The sequence below is a fragment of the Bythopirellula sp. genome (genome assembly GCF_041737835.1).
Classification (GTDB): Bacteria; Planctomycetota; Planctomycetia; order Pirellulales; family Lacipirellulaceae; genus Bythopirellula.
The window spans coordinates 24,850-50,655 of sequence record NZ_JBGSQY010000038.1 but is presented as its reverse complement, the minus strand read 5'-3'; the positions used below and the strand labels follow the sequence as shown (position 1 = coordinate 50,655).

23 protein-coding genes and 1 pseudogene are annotated in these 25,806 nt (G+C 55.3%); 23 read left to right on the top strand and 1 reads right to left on the bottom strand.

The window, feature by feature from the left end; all coding sequences use genetic code 11:
- The 9 genes and pseudogenes from AC6T8Q_RS11520 to AC6T8Q_RS11480 form a co-directional block, all read left to right on the top strand.
- Positions 1–1,838: pseudogene (locus AC6T8Q_RS11520) on the top strand (hypothetical protein); the annotation flags it as partial.
- Between the two features lie 89 nt (positions 1,839–1,927).
- A complete protein-coding gene (locus AC6T8Q_RS11515; RefSeq protein ID WP_500679219.1) occupies positions 1,928–3,673 on the top strand; it encodes an autotransporter outer membrane beta-barrel domain-containing protein in 1,746 nt (581 codons plus the stop codon).
- An 11-nt stretch (positions 3,674–3,684) separates the two neighbouring features.
- Positions 3,685–4,548, top strand: coding sequence for a hypothetical protein (locus AC6T8Q_RS11510; protein WP_500679218.1), 864 nt, complete (start codon positions 3,685–3,687; stop codon positions 4,546–4,548).
- Positions 4,549–4,674: 126 nt separating this feature from the next.
- Positions 4,675–5,769 (top strand): carboxypeptidase-like regulatory domain-containing protein, encoded by a 1,095-nt coding sequence (locus AC6T8Q_RS11505; protein WP_500679217.1) that lies wholly within the window; start codon positions 4,675–4,677, stop codon positions 5,767–5,769.
- A 190-nt stretch (positions 5,770–5,959) separates the two neighbouring features.
- Positions 5,960–6,604, top strand: coding sequence for an MIP/aquaporin family protein (locus AC6T8Q_RS11500; protein WP_500679216.1), 645 nt, complete (start codon positions 5,960–5,962; stop codon positions 6,602–6,604).
- A gap of 234 nt (positions 6,605–6,838) precedes the next feature.
- Entirely contained in the window at positions 6,839–8,632 is a 1,794-nt protein-coding gene (locus AC6T8Q_RS11495) for a CRTAC1 family protein (RefSeq protein WP_500679215.1), read from the top strand.
- A gap of 524 nt (positions 8,633–9,156) precedes the next feature.
- The gene (locus AC6T8Q_RS11490; RefSeq protein ID WP_500679214.1) at positions 9,157–9,801 is read left to right on the top strand and encodes an RNA polymerase sigma factor; all 645 of its coding nucleotides are present in this window, start codon (positions 9,157–9,159) and stop codon (positions 9,799–9,801) included.
- 256 nt (positions 9,802–10,057) lie between these two features.
- Entirely contained in the window at positions 10,058–11,092 is a 1,035-nt protein-coding gene (locus AC6T8Q_RS11485; protein WP_500679213.1) for a hypothetical protein, read from the top strand.
- Between the two features lie 143 nt (positions 11,093–11,235).
- Positions 11,236–11,640 (top strand): hypothetical protein, encoded by a 405-nt coding sequence (locus AC6T8Q_RS11480; RefSeq protein WP_500679212.1) that lies wholly within the window; start codon positions 11,236–11,238, stop codon positions 11,638–11,640.
- 199 nt (positions 11,641–11,839) lie between these two features.
- On the opposite strand, the gene AC6T8Q_RS11475 is transcribed toward AC6T8Q_RS11480, so the two are convergent.
- Positions 11,840–13,048, bottom strand: coding sequence for a HEAT repeat domain-containing protein (locus AC6T8Q_RS11475; RefSeq protein WP_500679211.1), 1,209 nt, complete (start codon positions 13,046–13,048; stop codon positions 11,840–11,842).
- 353 nt (positions 13,049–13,401) lie between these two features.
- Here AC6T8Q_RS11475 and AC6T8Q_RS11470 point away from each other — a divergent pair, with 353 nt between their 5' ends.
- From AC6T8Q_RS11470 to AC6T8Q_RS11405, 14 genes are all read left to right on the top strand, one after another.
- Entirely contained in the window at positions 13,402–13,926 is a 525-nt protein-coding gene (locus tag AC6T8Q_RS11470) for a MogA/MoaB family molybdenum cofactor biosynthesis protein (RefSeq protein ID WP_500679210.1), read from the top strand.
- Between the two features lie 351 nt (positions 13,927–14,277).
- Positions 14,278–15,375, top strand: a complete 1,098-nt coding sequence (locus AC6T8Q_RS11465; protein ID WP_500679209.1) for an endonuclease/exonuclease/phosphatase family protein — start codon at positions 14,278–14,280, stop codon at positions 15,373–15,375.
- Positions 15,376–15,628: 253 nt separating this feature from the next.
- The gene (locus AC6T8Q_RS11460) at positions 15,629–16,219 is read left to right on the top strand and encodes a hypothetical protein (RefSeq protein ID WP_500679208.1); all 591 of its coding nucleotides are present in this window, start codon (positions 15,629–15,631) and stop codon (positions 16,217–16,219) included.
- 1 nt (position 16,220) lies between these two features.
- Complete coding sequence (locus AC6T8Q_RS11455) at positions 16,221–17,222, top strand: S1 family peptidase (protein ID WP_500679207.1); 1,002 nt, start codon at positions 16,221–16,223, stop codon at positions 17,220–17,222.
- 16 nt (positions 17,223–17,238) lie between these two features.
- Positions 17,239–17,529, top strand: a complete 291-nt coding sequence (locus AC6T8Q_RS11450; RefSeq protein ID WP_500679206.1) for a hypothetical protein — start codon at positions 17,239–17,241, stop codon at positions 17,527–17,529.
- Positions 17,530–17,562: 33 nt separating this feature from the next.
- The gene (locus tag AC6T8Q_RS11445; RefSeq protein WP_500679205.1) at positions 17,563–18,246 is read left to right on the top strand and encodes a hypothetical protein; all 684 of its coding nucleotides are present in this window, start codon (positions 17,563–17,565) and stop codon (positions 18,244–18,246) included.
- Between the two features lie 8 nt (positions 18,247–18,254).
- Positions 18,255–18,527 (top strand): hypothetical protein, encoded by a 273-nt coding sequence (locus AC6T8Q_RS11440; protein ID WP_500679204.1) that lies wholly within the window; start codon positions 18,255–18,257, stop codon positions 18,525–18,527.
- A 3-nt stretch (positions 18,528–18,530) separates the two neighbouring features.
- Positions 18,531–19,094 (top strand): ParB N-terminal domain-containing protein, encoded by a 564-nt coding sequence (locus AC6T8Q_RS11435; RefSeq protein ID WP_500679203.1) that lies wholly within the window; start codon positions 18,531–18,533, stop codon positions 19,092–19,094.
- A 58-nt stretch (positions 19,095–19,152) separates the two neighbouring features.
- The gene (locus AC6T8Q_RS11430) at positions 19,153–20,277 is read left to right on the top strand and encodes a GNAT family N-acetyltransferase (protein WP_500679202.1); all 1,125 of its coding nucleotides are present in this window, start codon (positions 19,153–19,155) and stop codon (positions 20,275–20,277) included.
- Positions 20,274–20,792, top strand: a complete 519-nt coding sequence (locus tag AC6T8Q_RS11425; protein WP_500679201.1) for a hypothetical protein — start codon at positions 20,274–20,276, stop codon at positions 20,790–20,792. The genes AC6T8Q_RS11430 and AC6T8Q_RS11425 overlap by 4 nt, the downstream gene beginning before the upstream one ends.
- A complete protein-coding gene (locus AC6T8Q_RS11420) occupies positions 20,792–22,414 on the top strand; it encodes a phage terminase large subunit family protein (protein WP_500679200.1) in 1,623 nt (540 codons plus the stop codon). The genes AC6T8Q_RS11425 and AC6T8Q_RS11420 overlap by 1 nt, the downstream gene beginning before the upstream one ends.
- Before the next feature lie 151 nt (positions 22,415–22,565).
- Positions 22,566–23,918: a phage portal protein gene (locus AC6T8Q_RS11415; RefSeq protein WP_500679199.1), complete on the top strand. Its 1,353-nt coding sequence runs from the start codon at positions 22,566–22,568 to the stop codon at positions 23,916–23,918.
- 223 nt (positions 23,919–24,141) lie between these two features.
- Positions 24,142–25,017 (top strand): pyruvate, water dikinase regulatory protein, encoded by an 876-nt coding sequence (locus AC6T8Q_RS11410; protein WP_500679198.1) that lies wholly within the window; start codon positions 24,142–24,144, stop codon positions 25,015–25,017.
- A 241-nt stretch (positions 25,018–25,258) separates the two neighbouring features.
- Positions 25,259–25,801, top strand: coding sequence for a PH domain-containing protein (locus AC6T8Q_RS11405; protein ID WP_500679220.1), 543 nt, complete (start codon positions 25,259–25,261; stop codon positions 25,799–25,801).
- The last annotated feature ends 5 nt before the right edge of the window (positions 25,802–25,806 follow it).

The window sequence follows — 25,806 nt, the reverse complement described above, 5'->3', positions numbered from 1 at the left end:
CGGGCGGCGCGGGCGGCACGTTCGCGGCGGGTGGTGCCGGTGGTGCTGGCGGTGTGGTAAGCGGTGACCCGAGTTATAACGGTGCGAATGGCGGAACAGGCTCACCAATGAATGCAGGCACACCCGGTGGCGTGGGTACCGCGGGACAAGCCGGTGCAGCAGGACAAGCGGGCTTCAATAATATCAGCATTCAACCGGGCGGATCGGCCGGTACGGCAGGTACTCTTGGTAGTGTATTGACATCACTAGAGGATGGCGGCGATGGCGGCGACGGCGGACTCGCTTATCTTACCGGATTCTCAACGGGTGACGACGGTGAGGATGGCGGCAACGGTTTTCAAAATGGCTTCGCAGGTCGCAACGGAGGCGACGGTGGAAATGGTGGGAATGGTGGCGGTGGCCAGAACAATGTGACGGGTTTCACGCTCAGTGGTGGATCCGGCGGTGCGAGCGGTGGCTCAGGCGGTGGTGGTGGCGGTGGCGGTGGTGGTACCAGTGGTCAAGGTGGCGGCGGCGGTGGCGGTGGCGGTTACGGTCAGGTCATTTTTGCTATTGAAAATGGTGGCGACGGCGGACTGGGCGGTCTCGGTGGCCAAGGTGGATTCGGCGGTAATGGTTCAACGGGGGCTGGCTCGGGACGAGGTGGAGCCGGCGGCGGAGCGATTGAGATTGCCGCCCAGGGCCGCATCGATTTCGCCGGCACGATCAACATTCGCGGAGCGGGGGCACTCAATGGATTCACAAGTAGCAATCCTCAATCAGGCACCGCCGGGGGTGCAGGATTCGGAGGGTTTCTTGGCGAAACGACCGCAACCGGCACTGGTGGAGATGGCGGTGATGGAGGAGACGGCACTGACGGGGGTAGCGGAGGAAATGGTGGCCGCGGCGGCAATGGCGGGCACGGTGGCGGTGGTGCGGGTGGCACGGTGATGTTCAAGAGCTCGCTCTTTAGCGCGGATGGTGGAACAATCAACGCCGGTGGTGGAGTGAGCAGCGGCAGCGCTGGTGGCAACGGTCGCTATTTGGTGAGCGACAACGGCGCGGCACTTCCCAATTACGGCACGAGTAACGGCGTGAACCAAGATTTTCAGATCGGGCTCGCGGCTCGTGATAACAACCCACTCATCCAAGGAAGCCCGAGCACTCCCAATATGACCCAAATCGTCGGTGGTGCCGAAGTCTACGGGCTCATCAATGTCAACTTCTCTGGAGTGCCCGAATACCTCGAGCTTCAAGAAAATGCGCCCTTCGGCGCAACTGCCGCCCTGGTCCGTCGAAGCATTGGATATCTCGGCGACCAATATATCGGACACGATATGCTGATGCTGGTGAATCTGACGACCTCTGCACTTGCGAGCCCTGTTCTAGGAATCTGCCCCACGGGTGAAGGCTATCAGTCTTCCCTGCCTGAGCGCGGCTTCGCGCGTAATGCTGCTTTTGGAGGAAGTGGACCCGTGACACTGACATCACTTCCCGCGGAATCCGTGTACGCCACGCTCGTTCCCAACGACCTGACTGACTATGAGGTGTTTGGTTACGCGGGCTATGGCAAGACCGTCTCGTGGGATACGCTCGACGTGGCCTATCTCGCGGCTCCGATTTTCTCGCTCGGCGACTTTGATCTCGACGGCGACGTCGATGGCCGGGATTTTCTGATGTGGCAGAGAGGCCAATCACCCATTCAGTGGGGCCCCGGTGATCTTGCTGATTGGCAAGCGAACTATGGGTTCAGCTCGATAACGGCGGCAAGCACCTCCGTGCCAGAGCCGGGGTGCGCATTGTTGGGAGGGGGGATTGCGATGATGTTATTTGGCTTCCGCCGGGGGTATGTTGGCTAATAGAAAAGAATAAATATGGCGGCCAAAGGGTCGGCCTCGAAGATAAGTTAGAATCATTCGGGCACTAACTCCAATAGGGTCGATCCACCATGAAAATTTCTCCCTTCGTCCAGGCTTGTTTCTTGATGTTGGGATTGAGTCTGCCGGTGGCCGCCATCACGTCGAATTGGAATACCAATCTTGGTGGCAGCTTTATCGACGCCACCAAATGGTCGGCCGGTGTCCCCTTGGTGAACGATACGGCCGTGTTCAACCGCAATCTCGATATCGAATACGCCGTGACCTTTCCAGGCCGGCCGATTCTTAGTCCGCTCACTCGCGAAGTCCGTCAACTGATTGTGGGGACAAACACGGTCAGTTTTTCGGACTCGGTGAACTTCAATCAATTGCCCGCTAACTTTGCGATTGACGCCGCCAACACGTTGGCCGAGGGGGCCTTGGTTATCGGCACTGCTGGGACGCAAGGCGAACTCAATACCTCGCTCAGCAATTTTTCCACAAGCTCGGTGATTATCGGTAACACAAGCGTTGGCTTAAACAACGGGGGAGTGCTCAACGTAAATGGCGGTACGTTCAATGTGACCGGCTCGCAGGAACTGGGTGACGAGCTGATTATCGGCGAGGATGGCAATGGCGGCAGCTTAAATGTTACTAGCGGCGCGAATGTCAATGTCACTGGTGGTACGCACGCAAACATGGTCATGGGTCGGGGTGGAACCAATAATTACGCGACGGTCAGCAGCGCTGGATCGGCTTTGACTATCAGTGGCAGCCTAAGTATTGGCGAACAAAATTTTAGCAACCTGACGATTCAAAATGGCGGGCAACTAACGAGCGGCAATGCCGTGATGGGCAAATCCTCCTTTTTCGCTACGGGTACCGTCAATATTGAGGATGCAGGGTCAACGTGGACCAACAATGGCGAAATCATTATTGGCAAACTCGGTGTGGGGCAACTTTTTGTTTCTGATGGCGGCCAGATACTTACTAGCGGCAGCGCCTATCTCGGGGAATTGAGCGGTAGTGTTGGCCAAGCAAGGGTTGTTGGTGCCGGGTCGAGCTGGACTATCGGCGGAAACCTATTGGTTGGCCGCACGGGTACCGGATCTGCGAGCCAACTCAGGGTCATTACCGGTGGTTCTATCGCAGTCGCTGGCACGCTCACGGTTGCGTCAACCGGAATTATCGAGAGCAATAGTAACATTTCGGCGGACATCACGAACAGCGGCATCGTCGATCCCGGCAGCGAAGCATCCGTCACAGAAGGTGCCTTGCAGCTTGACGGCAGCTACACGCAAACTGCCGCTGGCAAACTAAAATTCGATATTGGTGGCACGATACCGGCGACGAATTACGATCAACTGCTGGTCAGCGGAGCGGTGTCGCTCAATGGTACGTTGCAGGTGCTACTGAGCAGTCCGTTCATTCCAGCCGTGGGCGATGCTTTTAACATTATCGATGGTGCGGGCATCAGCGGCACTTTCAATACCTTGCAACTCCCATCGCTCCCCAGCGGTATCAGTTGGAACGCTACGCAACTCTACACGACCGGAAGACTGTTAGTAACCATCGCGGGTGATTTCGATGCCGACGGCGACGTCGATGGGCGCGATTTTTTATTGTGGCAACGCGGAGGTTCGCTCAATCCCTTCAGCGCGAGTGACCTCGCCGATTGGCAAGCAAACTATGGTATGGGCGGGTTGATCGCGGCAAGCACCGCCGTGCCGGAGCCGAATGCATTGATTGTCATGATTCCCTGGTTTGGCGTTGCTGTTTGTCGCCTGTTCCGCCGCTCGGGTAAATCGAGTACGTCGGTGTTTGACAAACTACTTTAAGGGGATAACTAATGTTTCCGAGAATAACTCTTAATTGCGCTGGCTCGCTCACCTTGCTAGCCCTGGCAATCACGCTTGTTTTCTTGTCAAAACTAGTGGCTTCTGAGTTCCATACGGTCGACATTTCGAGCCATTTCAATGCTGATTTACGTACATCATTCGGTGGATCGCAGTACCCAGTCGCGCCGATCACGATCTCTGTCGGCGGGGTACCGTTTGACTTGAAACCGCAGGCGAATATTGCCAACAGCTTGGGCATCGTAATTAGCCCGCTCGGTCCCTACAATCTTGTGATTCCAGTCCATCAGTCCGATGTGGTCGCAGTCTACACACTGATCAACTCAGGATTCGGGACATTCGGAGCCAATAATGGCCTCGTGGAGGCAATCGGCACTGGGGGTGCCTACGCCAGCTTCGACCTCGTGCAGGGGACGAATATCCGTGACCACGCCCAGAACATCTACAACAACCTCGTTGGTCCGGATATTGAAACTGCGAACTACGGATCTGTGCGTCTCGACCGACAGGTGCTGTTACTGCCACTGACGTTCCAAGGACAAACGCTCACCGAGATTCGACTCACAGGAACGGCAGGCAATCCGTCCGGCGTACCGTTCGTCGCGGGGATGACTGTGGAAGTAACTGAGCCGGGCAATTTTGATTTCGATGGCGACGTCGATGGGCGTGACTTTCTGAAATGGCAACGGGGGGAAACGACGAATCCGTTTAGCGCCGGTGATCTTGCTGATTGGCAAGAGAACTACGGCGTGGCTAGTCTCACGGCAACGAGTGTTGCGGTCCCTGAGCCCGGTATTTCATGGGTGGTCCTATTCCTGACCGGTCTCGCGACGACTGCAGGTCGGAACAAGCGGTAGCGCAGTTCCGGCAATTTGCTGACGGGCGTTGCCCGCAGAACTTGATATTCGGATCATCGCAGTCGTCGACTAGAATCTTGGCTGTTCAGTACTTGCCACGTGTCATCGGTTCACGAGTGATCAGGCATGCCAGCCAAAAACAATACTGCCTATATGGTGAGAGTTGTCGTCGCCCTCTGCTGTGTGAGTTTGGTGCGAGCTAACGAGAGCCTCAGTACTGTCGATGTCGATTCTCCCATTCAGTTTTGGTCGGTGGAATTTGTTGACGGCGAAACTGCCAAACCTCTGCCTGGTATTAAGGTCGATGCCAGCGTTTCTATGCCGCACGAAGCCGATCAACAACTGGTGGTGCTCGTGAGTGATGCCAGTGGCCGGATCAAGGTTCCATTACGTCCTGAGAAAGCCGCATTTCTGCATGTGCGTGGGCCAGGGTGGTGTCACGGAAGCGGCTTTCCCGTGGTGGGTAATTTGCCGAAAGAGTTTCGCGGCGATGCTCCGCCCGCGGATCCGAAGAAGTTGAGAACGATCAAACTCCATCGCGGCACCGAAGTGCGCGGTAGGCTACTGCTCCCCGAGGGCTCGCCCGCGAGTGGCGTGAAGCTTCATGCCGCGGTCAGTTCATCAAGGCCGCCGTGGGTCAACGAGAATATGATCAATGTAGGATACTCCACGGAACACCACGCCGACTGGAATGGTGGCACGACAACCGAAGAAGATGGTTCGTTCAGTGTGACAGTGCCTCCTAAGGAAGCGCGCAATTGGTTGCACCTGGGCACGACGGGTGGCGATTGGCAGGTGATTGATACCGAGTTCTTGGAGCGCACAAACCCCAAGCATCCACTCGTGCGTTACGCCCCGCTTGAAATCGACATCGAATACGACGACGCAAACAAGTTCAGTGAGAAAGATGGAGTCTTAAACTTGGGCGATGTCCGATTCAACAAAGGCATTGTTCTAAAAGGTCGAGTGCTCGATGCTCATGGCGAGCCGCTTGCAGGCCTGAAGATTTTTACGTCAAGCAGTCATGGTCCCCTCGCTGGAAGATGCACAACTTCGCGTGAGGATGGATCGTTTGAGTTTCTGTCGATGAACGCCGGAACTTTCAAACTCAAACCGAAGGACGATTGGCCAGCAGACTGTCCTAAGTTTACTTGGCGAGAAGTAACTCTTGTCGACGGTCAGCCGCCCAAGGAATTAATCGTGCAGGCCTTGTCAGAGTGAAGTCGTAATTTATACGTTGATGGTAAGATTGAGTTTGCCTGCAAAGTGAGAGGAATTCGCTGTTTCTCGATAGACAACCGCAGCAAGAAAGTTGACAATCCAGCGGGCATGTGGTTTGGCAAAATAGCCCTGGCTCGCGAACGACCTTGTAGGCAGATTCCCGCTTCACAACTCATGGAAAGGAAATGCGATGTTAATTCGCAAGTTTGTCACGGAATTGATTGGCACATTCTTTTTGGTGCTTACGATTGGCTGTACTGTCATCTTATCTGCTGACGCCAGTCGAGGAATTATTCCACCAATTGCGATTGGTTCCGCATTGATGGTGATGGTCTACGCGGGTGGCCATCTCTCGGGGGGACATTACAATCCAGCCGTTTCTCTGGCCGCCGTCGTGCGTGGTCGTCTTCCGGCTGCCGAAATGGTGCCTTACTGGATTGCACAAATCGCAGGAGCGCTACTCGCTGCGGGGACTGCCAAGTACCTAACTGGCGGTGTTGAAAATCCGGCTGCACCACCGGCCGATTTGGCAAAGGCCGGCGTGGCCGAGTTTCTGTTTACGTTTGCCTTGGCCTATGTTGTGCTGAATGCTGCTACCGCCAAAGCGACCGAGGGAAATTCGTTCTACGGTTTGGCCATCGGATTCACGGTACTCACGGGTGCATTTGCCGTCGGTTCGATTTCCGGCGGGGCTTTCAATCCTGCGGTTGCCGTGGGAGCAGGAACACTCGGTCTGTTCCATTTGTCTTCGATTTGGGTTCATATCGCCGCTGACCTCGCCGGCGGATTAGTGGCAGGTTTGGCCTTTAATTTTCTTAATCCCGACGATAAGTGATCGATGCGACCGAATCACGCCAGTACCTTGTTGTTCGGTAGATAGCGAATCTATCGCACCATCCCTTGCGAAGTCCTGGGGAGTCTTTGGCTGAAAGGACAAAATCTTCACTTTGTTCCCGCTCCCGCGCAGCAATTTCGGTCTTTTGCGAGAACTCGCATATGTTTTTGTTGCGATCCGCGACCAAAGCGAATATCGTGAGGCGAGATTCACTTTGTCAGGGAGTATCGACAAATGCCAGTATCCGGTCGTCGCATTCTGTGCGCAACTGCTTTTTGTGTCCTTACCAGTCATTGGTTGGCAACAGCTACTTATGCGGCGACCTTCACCGAGCAGGGGGCCACGGTCCTCGGTGGGTTGAATGTTTCCGGACGGAGTGCATCGCTTGCCGACATCGATAACGATGGCGATCTGGATGTGTTCTTCCAAGGGGGCGGAACTGAGAGCCAGAAGATGTTGCGTAATAACGTCATCGGCACGGGTTCGTTTACGTTCACCGATATTACGGCAACGATTCTGCCTAATCCCACGCTACAAGATTCGTGGAGTGCCGCGTGGGGCGATTACGACGGCGATGGCAGGATCGATGTCTTTGTCGGACAAGATAATAGCACGAACTCGGCTGGTGTTTTGGCGGGTTACGACAAAGGCGACGTTCTCAAGAACAATTGGCCCGCACCTTTCACCAACACCAGCGTTGCCACGGGCTTGAATGATGCCGAATTCCATCAGAATTTAGCCTGGGTCGATATCGATAACGATCATGATCTGGATTTGCTCATCGGCATGGAAGGTCCCGCTAAGCATCAGATTTATTTACAGGGGCCAAGCCAGCAATTTACTGCCGTAGGTGCCGCGGTTGGGTTTCAGCAAGATTTTGGCTGGAAGGCATATGGTATGGCTATCGGCGACACCGATGGCGACGGTGATTTGGACGTTTATATTTCCACCTGTCGGAACGACAACAACATTCGCAACAATTTCTACGAGAATCAACTCGTCGAAACTGGCTCATTGAGTTTCGTGGACATTGCCGATTCCAACGGCACTCAATTCATGAACAACAGTTTTGGAGCCGAATTTCTTGATTTCGACAACGACGGCAAGCTCGATTTGTTCATGGTTGGAGCCGATGGAGAGGACAGCAAAATCTTTCGGAACGACGGAAACAACATGTTTACCGACGTCGATACAATCACAAATCAACCTCTTTTGACGGACACTGCAGGCGATCTGAATGGAGGCCGAGCGGTCGATTACGACAACGATGGTGATCTCGACCTGTATTTCCACAACAATGCGGCGGGCACCAAGGGCCGCAAGTTGTATCGCAACGACGGCAATTGGGAGTTTACCGATGTGACCGTCGCCGAAGGAATTCATGCCGGTATTGAGGGTGGCTATGACAGCACCTGGGGCGACCTCGATAGGGATGGTGACCAGGATCTTATCGTCCCCAACAACATCGGTCCCGTGGGAGCCCCAACCCCTGAGCGGCTCTTCGTGAGCAACGCCTCGACCAACGGCAATCACTGGCTGTATGTGGAACTGGAAGGTCCGAGCTGGAACACGACCGCCATTGGTGCATCGCTCTACGCGACGCTGTTTGAAGGGACGCCCAACGAAGTCACGCTCCGCCGCGAGGCGAACACCAACGCCGGCACGTTCAATCAAAGCGACTTGCCCGTGCACTTTGGCCTGGGAGCGGCATCAATCATTGACGAACTCTTGATTCAATGGCCCGACGGCACGACCCAACGATTGTTCGACGTGGCGGTGGATCAGTATCTCACCGTGACGATCCCCGGCCCGGGGGATTTCGACGGCGATGGCGACGTCGATGGCCGCGACTTCTTGGCATGGCAGCGGGGAGAATCGCCCACGCCTTACAGCAGTGCCGATCTCGCAGATTGGCAGTTGAATTACGCAGCGCCGCTGGCCGGTCTCGCTGACCCATTAGCGGTGCCCGAGCCGAGTTGCTTGTGGCTGGGCGGGGTTGTTGCCGTTCTGTTCCGACGCCAGCGATGAATCACCCTTTCTGCAAGCGATTTCATAACTGTCCAATTGAGCGTATTATTTTCATCCAATGTGGCAAAATCGATCACCAGCCGTTTGACAGCCTGACTGCCAAAGTCTGTGATCTTGGAAAAAAGTGCAAGATTTGGCAGCCCCCGGCGAAGGACATTTCGTGAACCGGGAAACCACCAATTTGCGTAACAGATTATCTCATTTGATTTTGGGACTTTGCTACCACTGCGGTTCCCACGGATTAGACACTTCCCGGCATGGGACTTGCTTTTTCACACACACAGCAGCATGAACTGCCTGTCGCAAAAACACCTCCTACGAGCATTTTTCGGCAAGAGGGGTTACAATGGGGCAACAGGTTCGACTGCTACGGCTGGTCTAACGAAAGTGGACCGGTCGCTGTCCGCTACCCATGGAAAACGCACATGTAAGTTGCGAGGGTTCGCGGAATCCTATTTGGACGGCTAGGAGAAAGGATTTTCTCCTCGTAAACGTCGAACTCTCGGAACGAGGAGTTCGTAAAGATGGCTAGGAACACCAAGGAAGTTTTGAACAAGAACAACAATCACGATTTGGCGAAGCTCAGCGATGAACAGCTGCTCGCCAAATATCAGAGCGCGGAAGATACGACCGTCTTCAGCGAGTTGGTCTCGCGCTACGAACGTGAACTGTACAATTATCTGCGACGCTATCTCGGCGACGGCGCGTTGGCCGAGGATGTGTTCCAGACGACTTTTTTGCAAGTGCACCTGAAGTGCGAATCGTTTGAGTCGGGCCGCAAATTCCGTCCTTGGCTTTACACGATTGCCACCAACCAAGCCATTGATGCCCAACGACGCAATCGTCGGCATCGTCGCTTGAGCCTCGATATGGCTCACAGCGCGAGCGGCGAGGAAGTGGGTTCACTGATGGAAGTGGTTGCGACCCAGGAAGCCAATCCCAGCGATGCTGTGGATTCGGGCGAACAGGCTGAATGGATTCGTAACGAAGTGGCCACGCTGCCCGATGCTCTGCAAAGCGCGGTGAACCTGGTCTATTTCAAAGGGATGAAATACCGTGACGCTGCTAAGATCATGTCAGTCCCTGTGGGAACGGTCAAAAGCCGCCTTCATGCTGCGATCAAGCGTCTCGGCCAATCGTGGCGCGACCTGCAGGTCACAAACCGCTAATAAATCGTTCGCTAATGTCGCATTTGGCGACTTAGCTCGAAATTGCTCTTCGCACGTTGTGGCAGCCTTTGCTACCCTTCCCGAGCTCTTTTTTCACGAGCCTGTCACCCGATGTGGCAGGCTCGTGCTTTGTTTCCAGAGTGCGAAGCGTTTACAGAGTATGAACCGCCGGGCTTTGGCCACGTATGGAACTTATGCGGCACCGCGAAGTTCAGGTTTGCCGGTTTCCAGGTTTTACGAGTAAGGTCGTGGGCAGATGAAAGAAAAGTTGCTTTCTTATCTGCTTGAGGATTTGAGCCCCCCCGAGCGGGCCGAAATCGAGGCCGCCCTGGCCGCAGACCCCGCGCTCCGAGAAGAGTTGACTAAACTGCAAGAATGCATGGGGATGTGTGAAGAAGCCGAGCCCGACTCGGTCCCTCCCACACAACTGGCGAAGCGAACTTGCTGTTTTGTCGATCACTCCATTCAGAAGTCTCAGATGGTCTGCCATTCCGTGGCGAGTGCCAATAAACGGTTGAGTGAGAACCGCGATCATCTCAATCCCAACCGTCGCTGGACGATGGCCGACTTTATAGGCACGGTTTGCGTTTGTGCCGCCTTAGGGGGATTGATTATCCCTGCCTTACGCGGCAGTCGCGACATCGCGCGGGGCAACACGTGCGAAAGAAATCTCCACACCTTGGCCTCGGCCTCGATGAACTACGCTTTGTTCAAAGATCAAGGCGTACCGCAGGTCGGCCCCGATGAAAATGCGGGCATGTATATCGCCAAGTTAGTCCAAGGGGGCTACTTGTCTCCTGAAGAAGCCGCGCGAGCCGTGGTCTGTCCTGATTCGCAACTGGCCGAACGTGTTGCAAACGGGTGTGTGATTATCTACATACCTACTAAGGCGGAGTTACGGAATGCTTCGCCTGCCAAGCAAGAGTATTTCCGCAAGTGGATGGGGGGGAGCTACGCTTACCCTCTTGGCCATCGTAATGCCTCTGGCAAATTGCAGCCCGTGCGTTTGCAAAGTCGTCGTGACATTCCGTTGCTGGGAGACGCTCCGAGCCGCGAAATTGCGGGCTATCAAAGTGCCAATCACGGCGGCTGCGGCCAGTATTTTCTGTTTCAAGACTTGAGCGTGAAGTATCGCAAGCAGTGCAAATGCGCCCAAGAGAAGGATCATTGGTATCTGAACGACGAAGGCGAACCTGCCGCCGGTCTGCATGAAGAAGATACCGTGTTGGTGCCCAGCGAGGTCGTGCCGGTGATCGAATTCGTTGTTCCCATGAAAGCAAATACAAAGTAACCACCTTCTAAGAAGCTACGACCGCTGGTCGCCCTCTTTATTCGCGATAGTTGTCAGGCCTATATGGCCCTTGTCGGCACAGCGTTTGCTAACTTTCTTGTGCGTATTCATCTCCTTTCAAGTCTCGCACAAGGATGCAAATCATGGCCAAGAAGTCAGCCAAAGGTGTTACGGCAACCTCGTCCACAGCAAAACTCCCGGAAACTCCACCCGTTACCAAGCAAGCTGTCGGCGGCATCACGGGAGCCGTGCTCGGTGCCGTTGTGGCCGGTCCCGTGGGAGCTTTAGTGGGTGGAGTCACCGGCGCAATCGTCGGCAACAAATCTGTGAAGAAAAAGAAAGCTACAAAGAAAACAGCCAAGAGTTCGGCCAAGTCATCGAAAGCCCCACCAAAAACGGCTGCTTATAAAAAGAAAGCCGCCGCAAAAAAGACTGCAAACAAAAAGACCGCAGCGAAGAAAACTGTCCCCAAGAAAGCCGTGAAGGCTCAATCTGCTCTGAAGAAAGCAGCCAAGAAAAGAGCGACAACCAAAAAATCGGCTAAGTAAAATTCATGAAGCCGCAGCCGGTGGTTGATTGGGCATGCTCATAGCTGAGCAATGTCCACGCAGGCAGTGGTAATCTTAGGCACCCTTCAGAGCGTAATATGCATAGCTTAATTTAGTCCCCTGTGTACTTAAACTATTGGTACCCAATAGACTTGAATACGGATAATACTTGTTATATCAGTAGACTTTGAGAATCAAATTATTCATCGCGGCGGGGATCGCGCATCACTTGCTGTCTGCGTTGATTCTCGTACCAACGATGCCAAGCCGTTTTATTGAAGCCGAAGTCTTGGTCGCCGGAGAGTTCAATCAGCGCCCGACGCACGGCGACGTTCTCAAAATCTTGTTCGATAAACTTGGGTTTGCTGCCTGCACTCAGGCCCCCACCACCGCTGCCGTCGGGTGAGAAAGACGCCGACATTTCGCCGGTCGATGGCAGCGGAATTTTATGCCGCGTTACGAGGACATCGATGAGTGGGCTGATCGCTTCGGGGTTGCCAATTTCAGCGAGAGCTTCCGCCGTAATGTTGATCGTGTCGTTGTCTTTGCTGCGGAGCGCTTTTACATAGGGCGAGATATCGATCTCTTGGCCCATGCTCAGGAGATACTCAACACATTGCATCCGCGTGTCGCGGTCGGGTTCGGTGATCGACAGATTAACCAATGCCCGCATCGTGGCAGGATGCTTGACTTGGCTGAAAACTTCCATCCACAAAGGACGATAACCGTCGTCCTTTTCATAGGCGAGCATTCTCACGAGCGACATGGCAGCCTGGGGATCGGTGATCGAGCGAATTTCCGCTAATGCCTCGTCGGCACGATCCACGCGGCGCCCGTCGAGCCAACCGCGCCAGAGCTTGAGCTGCTGGAACCACTCGTTTTCGGCATTCTGATGCGCCTTGTCGCGTTCCCGCAACGCGATGTCTTGCGCGGTGCGGTAGGCCCCGTCGTAGAACCGCATGCCACGTGCAGCCATGATGTCGTCACGCTTGAACCATTTTCCCTGATGCTTTTGATAGCCCAAGGCCGTGCGGGCTTGCTCGTCGTTGGGATCGAGTTCGATAATCCGCTGCAAATGGTGATCGGCCTGATCGGAAAGTTTGTGCTCCTTGCACCAGGAAACCATCGAGCGATGAGCCGCGACGGTATCGGGCAGCGAACGGCTCCGGGTTTCATATTCCCGTTGATGTTCGCTCTCGCGGACATGGTCTTGCACTTGGTCTTTGGCAAGCGTGACGTTGCCGCCGAGATCGGTTTTGACGATGTACTCGCCCTTGTCGCCGCGCTCCACGAGCTGGCCGGAGACTTGCCCGCCATCGGTCAGATGAAACACATCGGCATAGGTCATGTCAGCACACAGCACTGTTGCGATCGAGAAGCACAGGATGTGTGTATTGAAAGACTTCATAGAGGCCAAAGACAGACGTTGCACAAAAGTTTCTTAAATTATTAGAACGCAGATGAACGCGGATTGGACGGATCTTCGCGGATTTTTTTACAGGAGGTAGCAGAGTGAGCAGAAAAAAAATTTGGAACACTTATCAGCGCTAATCACCACTAATCAAGAAATTTTTATTAGTGGTGATTAGCGGTTATTAGAGTTCCCCTCTCTGCTCCCTCTGCTTTCTCCTGTAATAATCTGTGACAATCCACCCAATCCGCGTTCTATTCTCGGACCGTGGTATTCTCGCCACTTGCTCGGTATCTTCAATTATAGTCGATCCGTTCCCAAGTCGAGAAATCCCGCGGAAAAGTGCGAAAATGACCGAACGATATTGCAGCCCGTCGGCCGAAGAACACCGGCAATCGGCACCACCGGCCGTCCGTTGTGCGGTGATCACGGTGAGCGACAGCCGTACTCCCGCCACCGACAAGAGCGGACAATTGATTGTCGAAGGCCTGCAAGCGGGCGGGCATAGCGTCGTCGAGCACGTGGTCATCCCCGACGAGCCGGTTCCCATGCGCGAAGCGTTGCTCAAGTACGTGGCTTCGGCGGAGGTGGATGCCGTGTTGCTGACCGGCGGGACCGGGATTGCCGCGCGCGATCAAACGCCGGATACGATTGCAGGAATGTTGACCAAGGAGCTGCCCGGGTTTGGCGAACTGTTTCGGATGCTGAGCTATCAAGAGATTGGGGCGGCGGCGATGTTAAGCCGGGCGCTGGGGGGCATGATCGAGAACACCTTGGTGCTAGCCATGCCGGGGTCGACGGCGGCGGTGCGGCTGGCAATGGATAAGTTGATCTTGCCGGAGTTGGGGCATTTGGTGAAGCACGCTCGACGGTAATTCTAATAGAACGCGGATGAACACTGATTGGGCGGATCTTCGCGGATTTCTATGAAGGGATTTACAGGAGCAAGCAGAGGGAGCAGAGATAAGAAGTGCAGAACGCTAATAATTGCTAATTAAGAAATGTTTATTAGCGAAGATTAGCGCTGATTAGTGTTCTGTATTCATCCTCTGCTTGCTCTGCTATCTCGTGTAAAAATTTTGCTAGCATGCGGCAGCGGGGTGGGGCGCTAAGCCGCAAGCGGCACCGCGTATTCCTCTGGCAACAATTGCGGTTGGCCGATATTCTTTGCCGCGCAGGTGTTGCGCGCGCTGCGCTTGTTTTCCCGATCAAGATGATCGGGCTAGATGTATTGCTCGCTGCCCAAGGAGGGGCTCGTGCAACGGTTCTTGTCGCTCGGTACGCTTGGTGTGATTGGCTATCTGAGTTGGCTCTTCCTGCAAGGAGGGGGACTCAGCCAGATGGCGGTGCGCCCCGACGGCAATCAGCCAGCGGCAGTGAATCCGTATCGTTCGCCGGGCACTTGGAATGGTTCGTCGGCTCCAGCCCCATCTCCGACGCAAAATTATCAGCCGGTCTCGTCGAATGCTGCCGAAGTTCAACCCCCCGGACTTCCCAACAGCGGGCCGGTGATTCGCATAGCCTCGTTCAACATCGAAGCGTTCGGCAATACCAAGGCGTCGAAGCAGTACGTCATGGTGCGGCTGGCGGATATGATTCGCAAGTTTGATATCGTAGCGATTCAGGAAATCCGTTCTCAGAACGAGTATTTGATTCCGAATTTCGTGCAACTCATCAATCAGCCCGGGCGGCGTTACGATCATGTGATCGGCCCGCGGCTGGGTCGCACGGTGAGCAAAGAGCAGTATGTGTATATCTTTGATACCGACCGCATTACCGTGGATCCTCAAAGTATTTACACGATCAACGATCCCGACGATCTCTTGCATCGCGAACCGTTGGTGGCGACGTTTGCTGTGCGTGGGGTCGATCCCGACGAAGCATTCACGTTCACGCTGGTGAATGTCCATACCGATCCGAATCCGCGTGATTTGGTGGTGGAACTTGATGCGCTGGCGGAAGTGTATCGAGTCGTGCGACGGTCAGCACGCCAAGAAGACGATGTGATCATGCTCGGCGATTTCAATGCCGACGACAGGCACTTACAGCGTCTGGGGCAACTCCCGGGCATCCTGCCCTTGATTGCCGGCGTTTCGACCAACACGCGGCAAGATAAACAGTACGACAATCTGATCATTCATCAATCCTCGACGACCGAATACACGGGCCGGTCGGGGGTCTTCGACGTGATGCGGAATTACAATCTCAACGAGCAGCAGGCGCTGGAGATTTCCGATCACTTTCCCGTGTGGGCCGAGTTCAGCGCGTATGAGCGCGACTACGCCGGCCGGGTGGCCAATCGGCGTTATATGATTAGCCGGTAATGATTTAGCCACGCCGCTTGCGGCGGGTGACGGTACAAGTACCGGCGCTTAGCGAAAATTTTCTTCCAATTTTTTTGTAGAAATTGTGCCACGCACTATGTTATGGTGCGTTTGTTCGTGAGGTATTGAACGAAGCCCATCCAGAATTTCAAAGTTCTGAGGGGTATCACACAAGCCGACCGCGAGACGAAATCCTCAGCTGAGGGTTTGGTCCTGCGGTCGGCTTTTTTTGTGCGCAGTGAGGAACAGGCGAGTGAATGAAAAACGAGAAAATTACGTGCGACTGTCAGAGAGCGCAGCACAAATTTGGAACGGCGATTTGCTGTTGTTTCGTGGTCGGGGACTGTTGTCGCGACTGATTGGCACGGCGGGGCGCAGCGAATACACGCATGCCGCGCGGGCGATTTGGTGGGGCGACACCTTGTTCTGCTGCGAGATTCGTGAGCTTAAGGGGGGCAGGGCGGTGACGTTGGCCAGTCAGGTGCGCAAGTTTCCTGGCTTGATCGATGTGTTTGCCGTGAACCCCGACAACCGTTGGCCCGAATACGATCGCCACGGCGCGAATCGTTTCATGCTGCTACTGGCCGGGTGTGATTACGGCTACGGCGGATTGTTGCAGGCGGCGCTGTTGCACGCCCCCTTCTGTCGGCTGCTGGTGAAGCCAGCCACGGAAGATGCCCACGTGGAAACGCGGCCGCCGTTCTGCTCGCAAGCTTGTGCGATGGCCGACCGCATCGGTGGAGGCGTTGATCCCGTGCCGCATTTGGCGGATCGGATCACCGAGCCGGCTGATTTGGCGCGGAGTGCCTTCTATCGTTATCGCTTCACACTGGGGGAGGTGTGAGATGCGCGGTTTCCTATTGATGTTACTGCTCACGCCGCAACTTGTGTTTGCGGAACCACGTGCAGCGGTCTGTCGTGTTCAGAATCGGTTGGCCACGTTCAACAACGTGGGAAGCGGCACGCTCGTGGATAAGACCGACGATGGTCGCGAGGGTTTGGTTCTGACCTGTGCGCATCTGTTTAGCGAAGGGGTTGGGACGGTCGTTGTTGAGTTTCCCGGAGTCAAAACACACGGTGCGAAGCTCGTGGCGATCGATCATGAGGCCGATTTGGCGGCGCTGGCGATTAGCAATCCCGATTGTGAGCGAGCGCAAGTGGCGTTTGAAATTCAGCCGACAGCGCAACTGCAAGCCTGTGGCTTTGGGCCCCATGGTGAGTATCGGTGTGCCCAAGGAGCGGTTGTTGGTGAAGCGAACAATGCGGGGCAGACAAGCGTGCTTGTGGGAGATGCGGTGCGCTCGGGGGATTCGGGCGGGGGTGTGTTCGATGAGAAAGGCAATTTGGTCGCCGTGGTATGGGGCGAAGCGGAGGGCGTGACCTACGCGAGTACGGGCGCGCCACTGCGGCGATTTTTGGATCGCGTGTTGGGGAAGCGGACCACATTTGTTTATCGGTGCCCGAATGGGGTTTGCCCGAGGGTGCCGCAGGGTGGGGGGATGCCGTTGGTGACACCACCGTTGGTGACGCCCGCACCGCCTTTGGTTCCGCCTGCACCGCCCGCTACTGAGTTTGATGCGGCGGGTACGCCGAAAAGCTCGCCTGGGCTTGAAGAAATTAAAGCGCGGATCGCGGCGTTGGAGCGGGGGAAGCAGGAACGTGGTGACTATGTGACGCACGATGAGTTGGCGGGGTGGGGCGCTAAGCTGCGAGCGGCGGAAGGGATTGTTGGGGCAACGGGGTGGGGTGTTGTGGGAGTGACGACTCTTGGTGGTTGGCTGGTGGGATGGTTGTGGCGGCGCGTGGGAGGTCGCCGCGGGAGTGGCTTTCCCCACGGACACGAGTAAGGAGGGCTCCGCGGTCATGGCGGAGGCGACGTTTCGCGAAGTCGAGCAACCCATCGAACGCGATGACCGTGAAGGTCGAGAACTTTTACGACTTTCGCAGTTGGAAGGACGTGACCCGTTACAGGACGCGATTGCTGGACGGCTTGCGCTCGACCGGCTCGATGCGGTTGCCGACAGTGACACGGACCTGGCACGAGCGGCGTGGGCCGACGAGTTGAGGCGGGAGTTAAGGGAACGATTCAACGAGATTGCCCCCACGAAGTTTGTCGTAAGTAATGAGCGCGGTGCAAGCACCGCGGCTAAATAACGATTCATCAAGTATTTGCAAAGGAGAAAAAACATGCCTGCGGGTGATCTTGGGAAAGAACAATTTCGGCGTGCGATTACTGAGTTTCGCAACTTGCACATCGTGGCGGCTTTGGGACCACTGTTTGATTTTCGTAGCGAGATCGTCTCGAACGATGAATTCGGAGTGCGGGGTGGCTTGGATGAAACGACCAAGAACCATTACGTCGATCATTTGCTCGCTTCGGATCGGATGCGGCGGCGAGTGACTTACAACCCCGACAAGTTGTCGCTGGGAGAATTGATCGAACGCGCGACCGACGTGCAGCAAACGCTCACCGGAGCGCAAGATCCGTTTGGCGGCGATGAGGTGCAAGAAGCGCCCGGCGGTTTGATCTCGTTGCCGTGGGCTTTGGATGGGAGCGATCCCAACATCCCGTTGGGAAGCCAACTCAACTTTCGTAGCCAGAACGCGCTCATCTTATTGGGGGCGATCGACCGGGCGATTGTGAATTGGACGCGATTAGAAAGCCGATTCCGCGGGACGTTCATCTACGTGAAAGATTCGATGCGGATGTACGGCAACTATGTGCAAGTACTCGAGTATCTCAATGCGTTTGCCGGCGATGCGAATCGCGTTGACATGGCGGCGGGTGTACGTCCCACAGAAGAACCTTTGGGGCCAACGGACTCGCCGAATTTGCGGACTGAAACGGCGGGCAATGGGGCGAGTAAGTAGGTTGTGCTATGTCTGAAGTGACTCAACGACAACTTGGTTGGCCGGCGGCGGCGACGCTCATTGCTGCGATGGTGGGCGCGGCAGCGGCGTCGTTTGCCGTCGATCGCGAAGTGCCAACGATTGTCGACGAAGATCGCTTCGCCTCGGGCCGTGAGATCGCGGAGGTGAGGGCGCGACTCACGGCGATCGAGGTTTCGACCCAGCAACTCCGCACCGAATTGCGGAGTGATATCAAGGAGGTGCGTGAGTTGTTGGGGAAATTAGTGAGTGGGGAAAGGTGAACTATGCAGATTCGTGATCGAGTGAAGGAACTGCGGCGAGTGCGCGCGAGCGAGTTGGTGCCGCATCCGCGGAATTGGCGCACCCATCCCGACAACCAACGCGATGCGTTACGGGGAGTGCTTGCGGAAGTGGGCTACGCCGATGCGTTACTCGTGCGTGAGCTGCCCGACGGTCGGCTCGGTTTGATTGATGGCCACTTACGCGCGGAAACGACGCCCGATGCAGTGGTGCCCGTGTTGGTGCTCGATGTGAACGAAGAAGAAGCCGCGAAGATTTTGCTCACGCACGATCCGCTGGCTGATCTCGCCGAAATCGATGGTGAGCGTCTCAACGAACTGCTGGGCGATTGCGATTTTGAAAGTCCTGGCGTGGTGGCAATGCTCGCACAGCTTGAGGAAGCGGAGGAAAGAACGAGCGCCGCATTTGCTGCATCGAGTGATCGCCCAGAAGTTGAAATCCCCGAGGCATTTCAGGTCGTTGTCGAATGCAAGGATGAAGATGAGCAGCAGGAAGTTTACGAACGGATGCGCGGTGAAGGATACAAGTGTCGGGTGTTGACGTTGTGAGGAGTTACGAGTTGCGAGGCGCTAGGCGCTAGTTAAGTCTGTGCAATAGGGAGTTGAAGTGACGAAATTGGAAGTGCAAGTTTCCTGTCCTGTGTTTGATTCGTTTCGCGTGCAGCAGGTGGCGGGGATGTTCGACGTGCCGCTTGCCGAGAAATGCACGGAGCGATTTCGCGTGGAGTTGCCGTCGCTGGCCGAGCATTGGGAAGTGGGACTGATCGTTGGTCCGTCGGGAAGCGGCAAGAGCACGATCGCGCGGGAGTTTTACAACAGTGAACTTTATACCGAAAGCGATTGGCCGACCGACAAGGCGGTGATCGATTGCTTCGGCGACATTCCCGTGCGGCAGGTCGTGGAACTCTTCACGGCGGTGGGATTCAGTTCGCCGCCGTCGTGGATTAAGCCGTATCAGGTGTTGAGTTGCGGGGAGCGGTTTCGGTGTGATTTGGCGAAAGCATTAGCGGCGAGTTATGAGTCGCGAGTCGCGAGGAAAGAAAATGAACTCGAAACGCGAAACTCGCAACTTGTTGTCTTTGACGAATACACAAGCGTCGTGGATCGCAACGTGGCGAAGGCTTGCTCCACGGCGATTGCCAAGGGAATTCGCCGTGGCAGCATTTCGTGCCGGTTTATTGCGGTGACGTGTCACTACGACGTGGCGGAATGGCTCGAAGCGGATTGGGTGCTTGATATGGCGACGGGTCGGCTAGAACGGAGGCGGCTTCGGCGGCCGACGATTCACTTGGAAGTCTATCGCTGCCAAATGGCTGCGTGGGAATTGTTTGCGCGACATCACTATCTGAGTGGTTCGCTCGCGCCCGGGGCCCGGTGTTATTTGGGACTGTGGAACGGCGAGCCGGTGACGTTTTGCGCGACCGTGCCGATCATCACCCGCAAACATCATCGGCGGTTCACGCGGATCGTGACGCTGCCAGATTATCAAGGGATGGGCATCGGTATGAAGGTGGTGGCCGCGGTGGCGGCACTTCATCGGCGAGAGGGATATCGGATCAACGTCACGAGCAGTCATCCGGCGTTGATTCGACACTGCAAACATTCGCCGCTCTGGAAAACGGTGAACGTCAAGAAAACGGGTTCCAATTCGCGGAGCGCGAGTCAGTTTCAGCAGTACCGTAGTTCGACGGGGCGGGCGGTGGTGTCGTTTGAGTTTGTGGGGGAATCATGAGCGACGAGAACCTGAAGGATCAACAGGAAACCGTGCGGACGATGCTTGCGATGGGTTGCGACCGCGAGATGGCGGCGAAGGCGGTGGGGTGGACGGTTAAGCGATTGCGGCAAGTGCTGAAAAGCGATCCCGAGTTTGAGCAAGTCTTGCTGCGCGCCGAAGGGCAAGCGGAGTTTCTGAGAATGAAACTGCTCCACGCGGCGAGCAAGGATGAAAAGAACTGGCGGGCGGCAACGTGGTGGCTCGAACGGCGAGCGCAGAAGCGATATTCACGCCGCACGGCCAAAGGTTTAACGACGGCCGAGATTCAGGAGCTCATCGACGAGTTGGTGGAGATCGTGTTTCGTGAAGTCACGCGCGAGGACGACCGTGAACGATTGGTAACGAGCCTAGCGGCGCTGGCGATTACCTTGGAACAAGAAGCGGGGGGCGTGCTGCCGAAATCGGTGCTCGCTCTCGCGGAACCGGAACCTAAGGACATCGCAGGGTCTGAAAGTAAGGAAGACGCACGGTGATGTACAAAGGGAGTGGCTACTTTTTCGCGAGTGCTCATCGCTGGATTTCGAGACTGGCGATGGTGGTGCTGTGGCTTTCGCAGGCCCTGAAGATTCACGGGCGACAAAAGAAATTAGCAACCAAACATCAGCAGTTGAGCACATTGGAGTGGGGACAGAGGTATTTGCCCAATCATTTTCGCAAAGCTCCCTCACAGATGCACGAGTGGTTGGGCGATCAACTCGACGGAATGCATTTGCGACGGGGAACAAAATTGAATGTGATGGGGCCACGTGGCGGGGCGAAGTCGACCATCGGCACGCTCTGCTATGTGCTGCGGGCAGCGCTTGAAGGGTGGGAAGAATATATTTGGGTCATTTCAGATACGAAAACACAAGCTCAGGCTCACTTGGAGAACATCAAGGCGGAGCTGGAATCCAACGAATTGCTCCAAGAGCATTACGCTCACGTGCGTTGTCGAACTCATACCGGGAATCGGATCAAGCTGACCAACGGCACGGTGATTGAGTCATTCGGCACGGGACAAAAATTGCGCGGTCGCCGGGAACGCGATGCCCGGCCGTCGCTCATTGTGTGCGACGACTTACAGAATGACGGACACATGCAATCGGCGCGGCAACGCGAAAGCAGCCGCTCGTGGTTTCATGGGACTCTGATGAAGGCCGGCAACAAGAATACAAACTCGATCAATCTGGCGACGGCACTGCACCGCGAGGCGCTAGCGATGCAGATCCACAGTCAAAAAACGGGTTGGATCACGCGGAAGTTTGCGGCCATCGAGGATTGGCCGGCCAATATGTACCTCTGGCAAGAGTGGGAAGAACTTTATTGCGATCCACAGAATCCCGAGGCGGCACAGAATGCGCTCGCATTCTTCGAGCAGAATCGCGCGGCGATGGAACTTGGCGCGGTCGTTTTGTGGCCGGCGGAAGAGGATCTGTACACGCTGATGAAGATGCGTGCCGAGAGTGGCCGCACGGCGTTTGAGCGTGAGAAGCAGAATTCGCCGGTTGATCCGGAGAAGTGCGAATGGCCCGCCGAATATTTTGGCGAGGAGATTTGGTTTGACTGCTGGCCACAGGATTTGCAGTTCACGACGATCGCGCTCGATCCGAGCAAAGGCCGTGAATCGCGGCATGGGGATTACTCGGCGTTTGTCGTGTTGGGTGTCGACCGCACGGGGACTCTTTACGTTGCCGCAGATCTGGCACGGCGGGACACGCAGCGGATCGTGAGTGACGGTGTGGCGTTGTGTCAGAAGTATCAATCGCAGGGATTTGGCGTCGAGGCGAACCAGTTTCAGGAGTTGTTGGCTGACCAATTTGTGGCGGAGTTTGCGCGGCAAGGCATTTTCTGGTGCGTGCCGAGTGCGATTCACAACTTTGCAAACAAACAGATGCGAATTCGCCGACTGGGGCCGTACTTGTCGCAGCGACGGTTGCGATTCTTGCGCGGCAACGCGTCGACGAAGATGCTGGTGAATCAATTGCAAGACTTTCCGTTGGGCTCGCATGACGACGGGCCGGATGCGCTGGAGATGGCATTGCGGTTGGCGGAGGAAGTGTTTCGAGGTGGGACGAGGGATGACGGTTTGGGGATGAGATTGATTGTGGGTGAGTAAAAGGTTTTTTTAATGAAGTCATTCCGAGGGAGCCTAGGCGACAGAGGAATCTGGCTGGCAGTACGATTACGCGTTGAAAGCGCACGAGAGTGGAAGCCAGATTCCTCAAGTCGCAGAACTCCTTTCGGAATGACATGCAAGGGGAAACTAGATGATAGAAGCAGAGCGTTGGGAATCACGATTGTCGGAGGCGTTTGATGCCTTGTGGGATTTGTTTGTCGATCCGCCTGAGGCGTATCTCGACGACACGGGGCAGATGTGGAACATGTTGTCGGTCGGAGGGCAGGGGAGTCCTCGGTTGAGCGTGCCGTTTGCCACGGAGCAGGAGTTGGCTGAAGTTCGCAATCAGGTGCGGCACCTGGTGAACACGAACGAGTTTGCGATCAACGGCATTGAGAACCGCGTAAGCTATTTGGTCGGAACGGGACACGTTTATCGGGCCTGCGTGCGGAAAGGGATCGACGCTCCCGCGGAATTGGAAGCGGAAGTGCAGGCCGTCATTGATGAGTTTTTGCTCGTGAATCGTTGGCAGGCTCGGCAGCAGGAAATCGTGCGGCGGTTGGATCGAGATGGCGAAGTCTTCCTGCGGCTGTTTATCGATGCCGTCGGCGTGACACGCACACGATTCGTGGAGCCGGATCAAGTGACGACTCCGCGCGAGGTCGCCAATGTGCCCGAGGCGAGCTTTGGGATTCACACCGAGAAGCACGATGTGGAATCGGTGCTCGGGTACTACATCGACGGCGAGCCGGTGAACGCCGCGGAGATTCAGCATCGCAAGGCGAACGTCGATGCCAATGTGAAGCGTGGGTTGCCGTTGTATTTTCCGGTGCGGAAGAATCTGCGGCGGATCGAGAAGCTGCTGCGTAACATGAGCGTCGTGGCAGAGATTCAATCGGCGATCGCGTTGATTCGCAAACATCGCGGAGCGTCGCGGTCGGGCGTGGAGCAATTCGTTGCCGATCAAAGTCAGACGTCGACGATTGGCGGTCGCACGCGGTATCTCTCGCAGTATGCTCCGGGGACGATTCTCGATGCACCGGCGGGGATGGATTACGATTTTCCCGCATCGGGGATCGATGCGAGCAATTTCGTGGCCGTGTTGCAGGCAGAGCTGCGGGCCGTCGCCGCGCGGTTAGTGATGCCGGAGTTTATGTTTACGTCGGATGCGTCGAACTCGAATTATGCTTCAACATTGGTGGCCGAAGGTCCGGCGGTGAAGATGTTCGAGCGATTGCAGGGAAATCTCAAGAACGAAGACCGCGAACTCTTGTGGCGGGTGATTGCCCATGCCGTCGAAGCGGGGCGGTTGCCGCTGGAGGTTCATAAGTGGGTCGATATCCAAATCACGCCGCCGAGTTTGGAAGTGAGAAATACGTTGCAGCAGGCGCAGGTGGAGAAGATCGCGTATGAGAAAGGGATTCTTTCGCCGCAGACATGGAGCTTGAAGTTAGGGTTGGATTACGACCAGGAGCAGAAGAATTTGGTGATGCACAGGGGGTGAGAAGAAAGGTGGAAGGGGGAAGGCGGAAGGAGGATAGTCGGCGGATGGGAATAGGCCACGGATGAACACGGATTCGGCGGATTAACGCAGATTAGAATTCACTGTTTTGAAATCAAATCCGTGAGAATCCGTTTAATCCGCGTTTGTCTGCGGTCTATTCTTCAATAGCGAAGTCAAGCAGGGATTGGTGTACTTGTTTCGCTGGAATCGTTACAACAACAGCATGGCCAAAAAACAGACCTTTCAGAAGAACGTTAAGGACACGGCGAGCCGTTCCGATCAATCCGAAGAAGTGCGCGAGAAGTACACGATGCACTTAATCTCGGGCTCGACGGGGGATTTGCTGTTTCGCATGGCAACGATGGCCGCGACGCAATTTTCCAACATCGAGTTTGAGATCGTGCCGCACCCGTTGGCCACCACGCCGGAGCAGATTGAGCAGATTCTGCAAGGGATCAGTGGTTCGCAGGTGATGGTGATCCATGGCCTGGCCGATGCAGGCAGCAAGCAGTTGGTCCGCTCTTACTGCGTACGCCAGCGGCTGCCTCATTTTGATCTGACGGGGCCACTGTTTGATTTCCTGGCAGACTGCGTGGGGCAGTTTTCGAACAACGATCTCACGCGACTACACAGCATGGACGCAGCTTATCAGCGGCGGATCGAAGCGATGGAATTCGCAATGGAACACGACGACAATCTGGGTCTCTCGACGCTGAGTAAGGCAGATATCGTGCTCGTGGGACTGAGCCGCGTGAGTAAAAGCCCGACGATGCTGTATTTGGGATCGCGAGGTTACAAAGTGGCGAACGTGGCGATTTCGCCGGCGACGGGATTCCCCGCCGAGCTATCCAAAATTTCCAAGAAGAAGATCGTCGCTTTGACGATGCAGCCCAAGCGATTGCACGAAATTCGTGTCGAGCGAATGAAGGAAGCCGGCGCGCCGGGAACCGAGTACGACGATCTGAAAAGTGTGATTCGCGAGGTGTTGGACTTCGAGACGGAATGCCAGCGCCGGGGTTATCCTCTGATCGACGCGACGAACGCGACCATCGAGCAGACCGCCGCACAGGTCCTCATGAAGTTGAAATTGATTGTGTAAATCAGCCGCAGAGAAAATAAGCCACGGATGAACACGGAAGAAACACGGATTTTTGAACCGCTGATAGACGCTGATGAACGCTAATTATTGATTAGCGAAGATTAGTGGTAATTAGCGTTCCTGGTTGTACTTAGGATAATCGGAGGTTATAGGAAGCGATTTTTGAAAAGCTGGTAACGACGAAATCGAAATAATGAAAGTAACATGAGTTGTTCCCATTGGCCGCGGAGAATTGCTTTCCATGACAGATTCTTATCCAGAATCATTTCCTATTGAGATTGAGCGAGAGAAATTGTGCCGTTATTGGCGACTCGAAGCATTACTGACACTTTTGTTTTTTGGCGCTTTCTTTGGCACACAATTTGGTTTGGTCAGCGCTACCAATCGACATGCGATGATGGAGCTTGATTCGTGGATCACGATTCCTTTAAGAATGGGAATTGGATTGTTAATTGGTTCAACAATTGCCGTGGTGATCTATGGAATTGTTGGCCATTACTTAAGTCGACTGCGCGTTAATCGCTTGGAAGTTTCCGTTGAAAAGCAGTATTTCAGGTTTAGCGAAGGAGTGTTTGTTCGTAGTGATCGCAAACTGCACTTCCGTTCGATAGTCGACTATTCCTGTTTCTCGGGTCCTTTGATGAGATTTTGTGGTATCGAAGGGCTTATGTTGACCACGACGGCAGGTGGCAGGTATTCCACGATTCGTCTGAAGGGCATAAAGAACGCTCTAAAAATACGCGACTTGCTGAGTGTGATCGACGCGCAGCGAGAAAATTCGTAATTCTT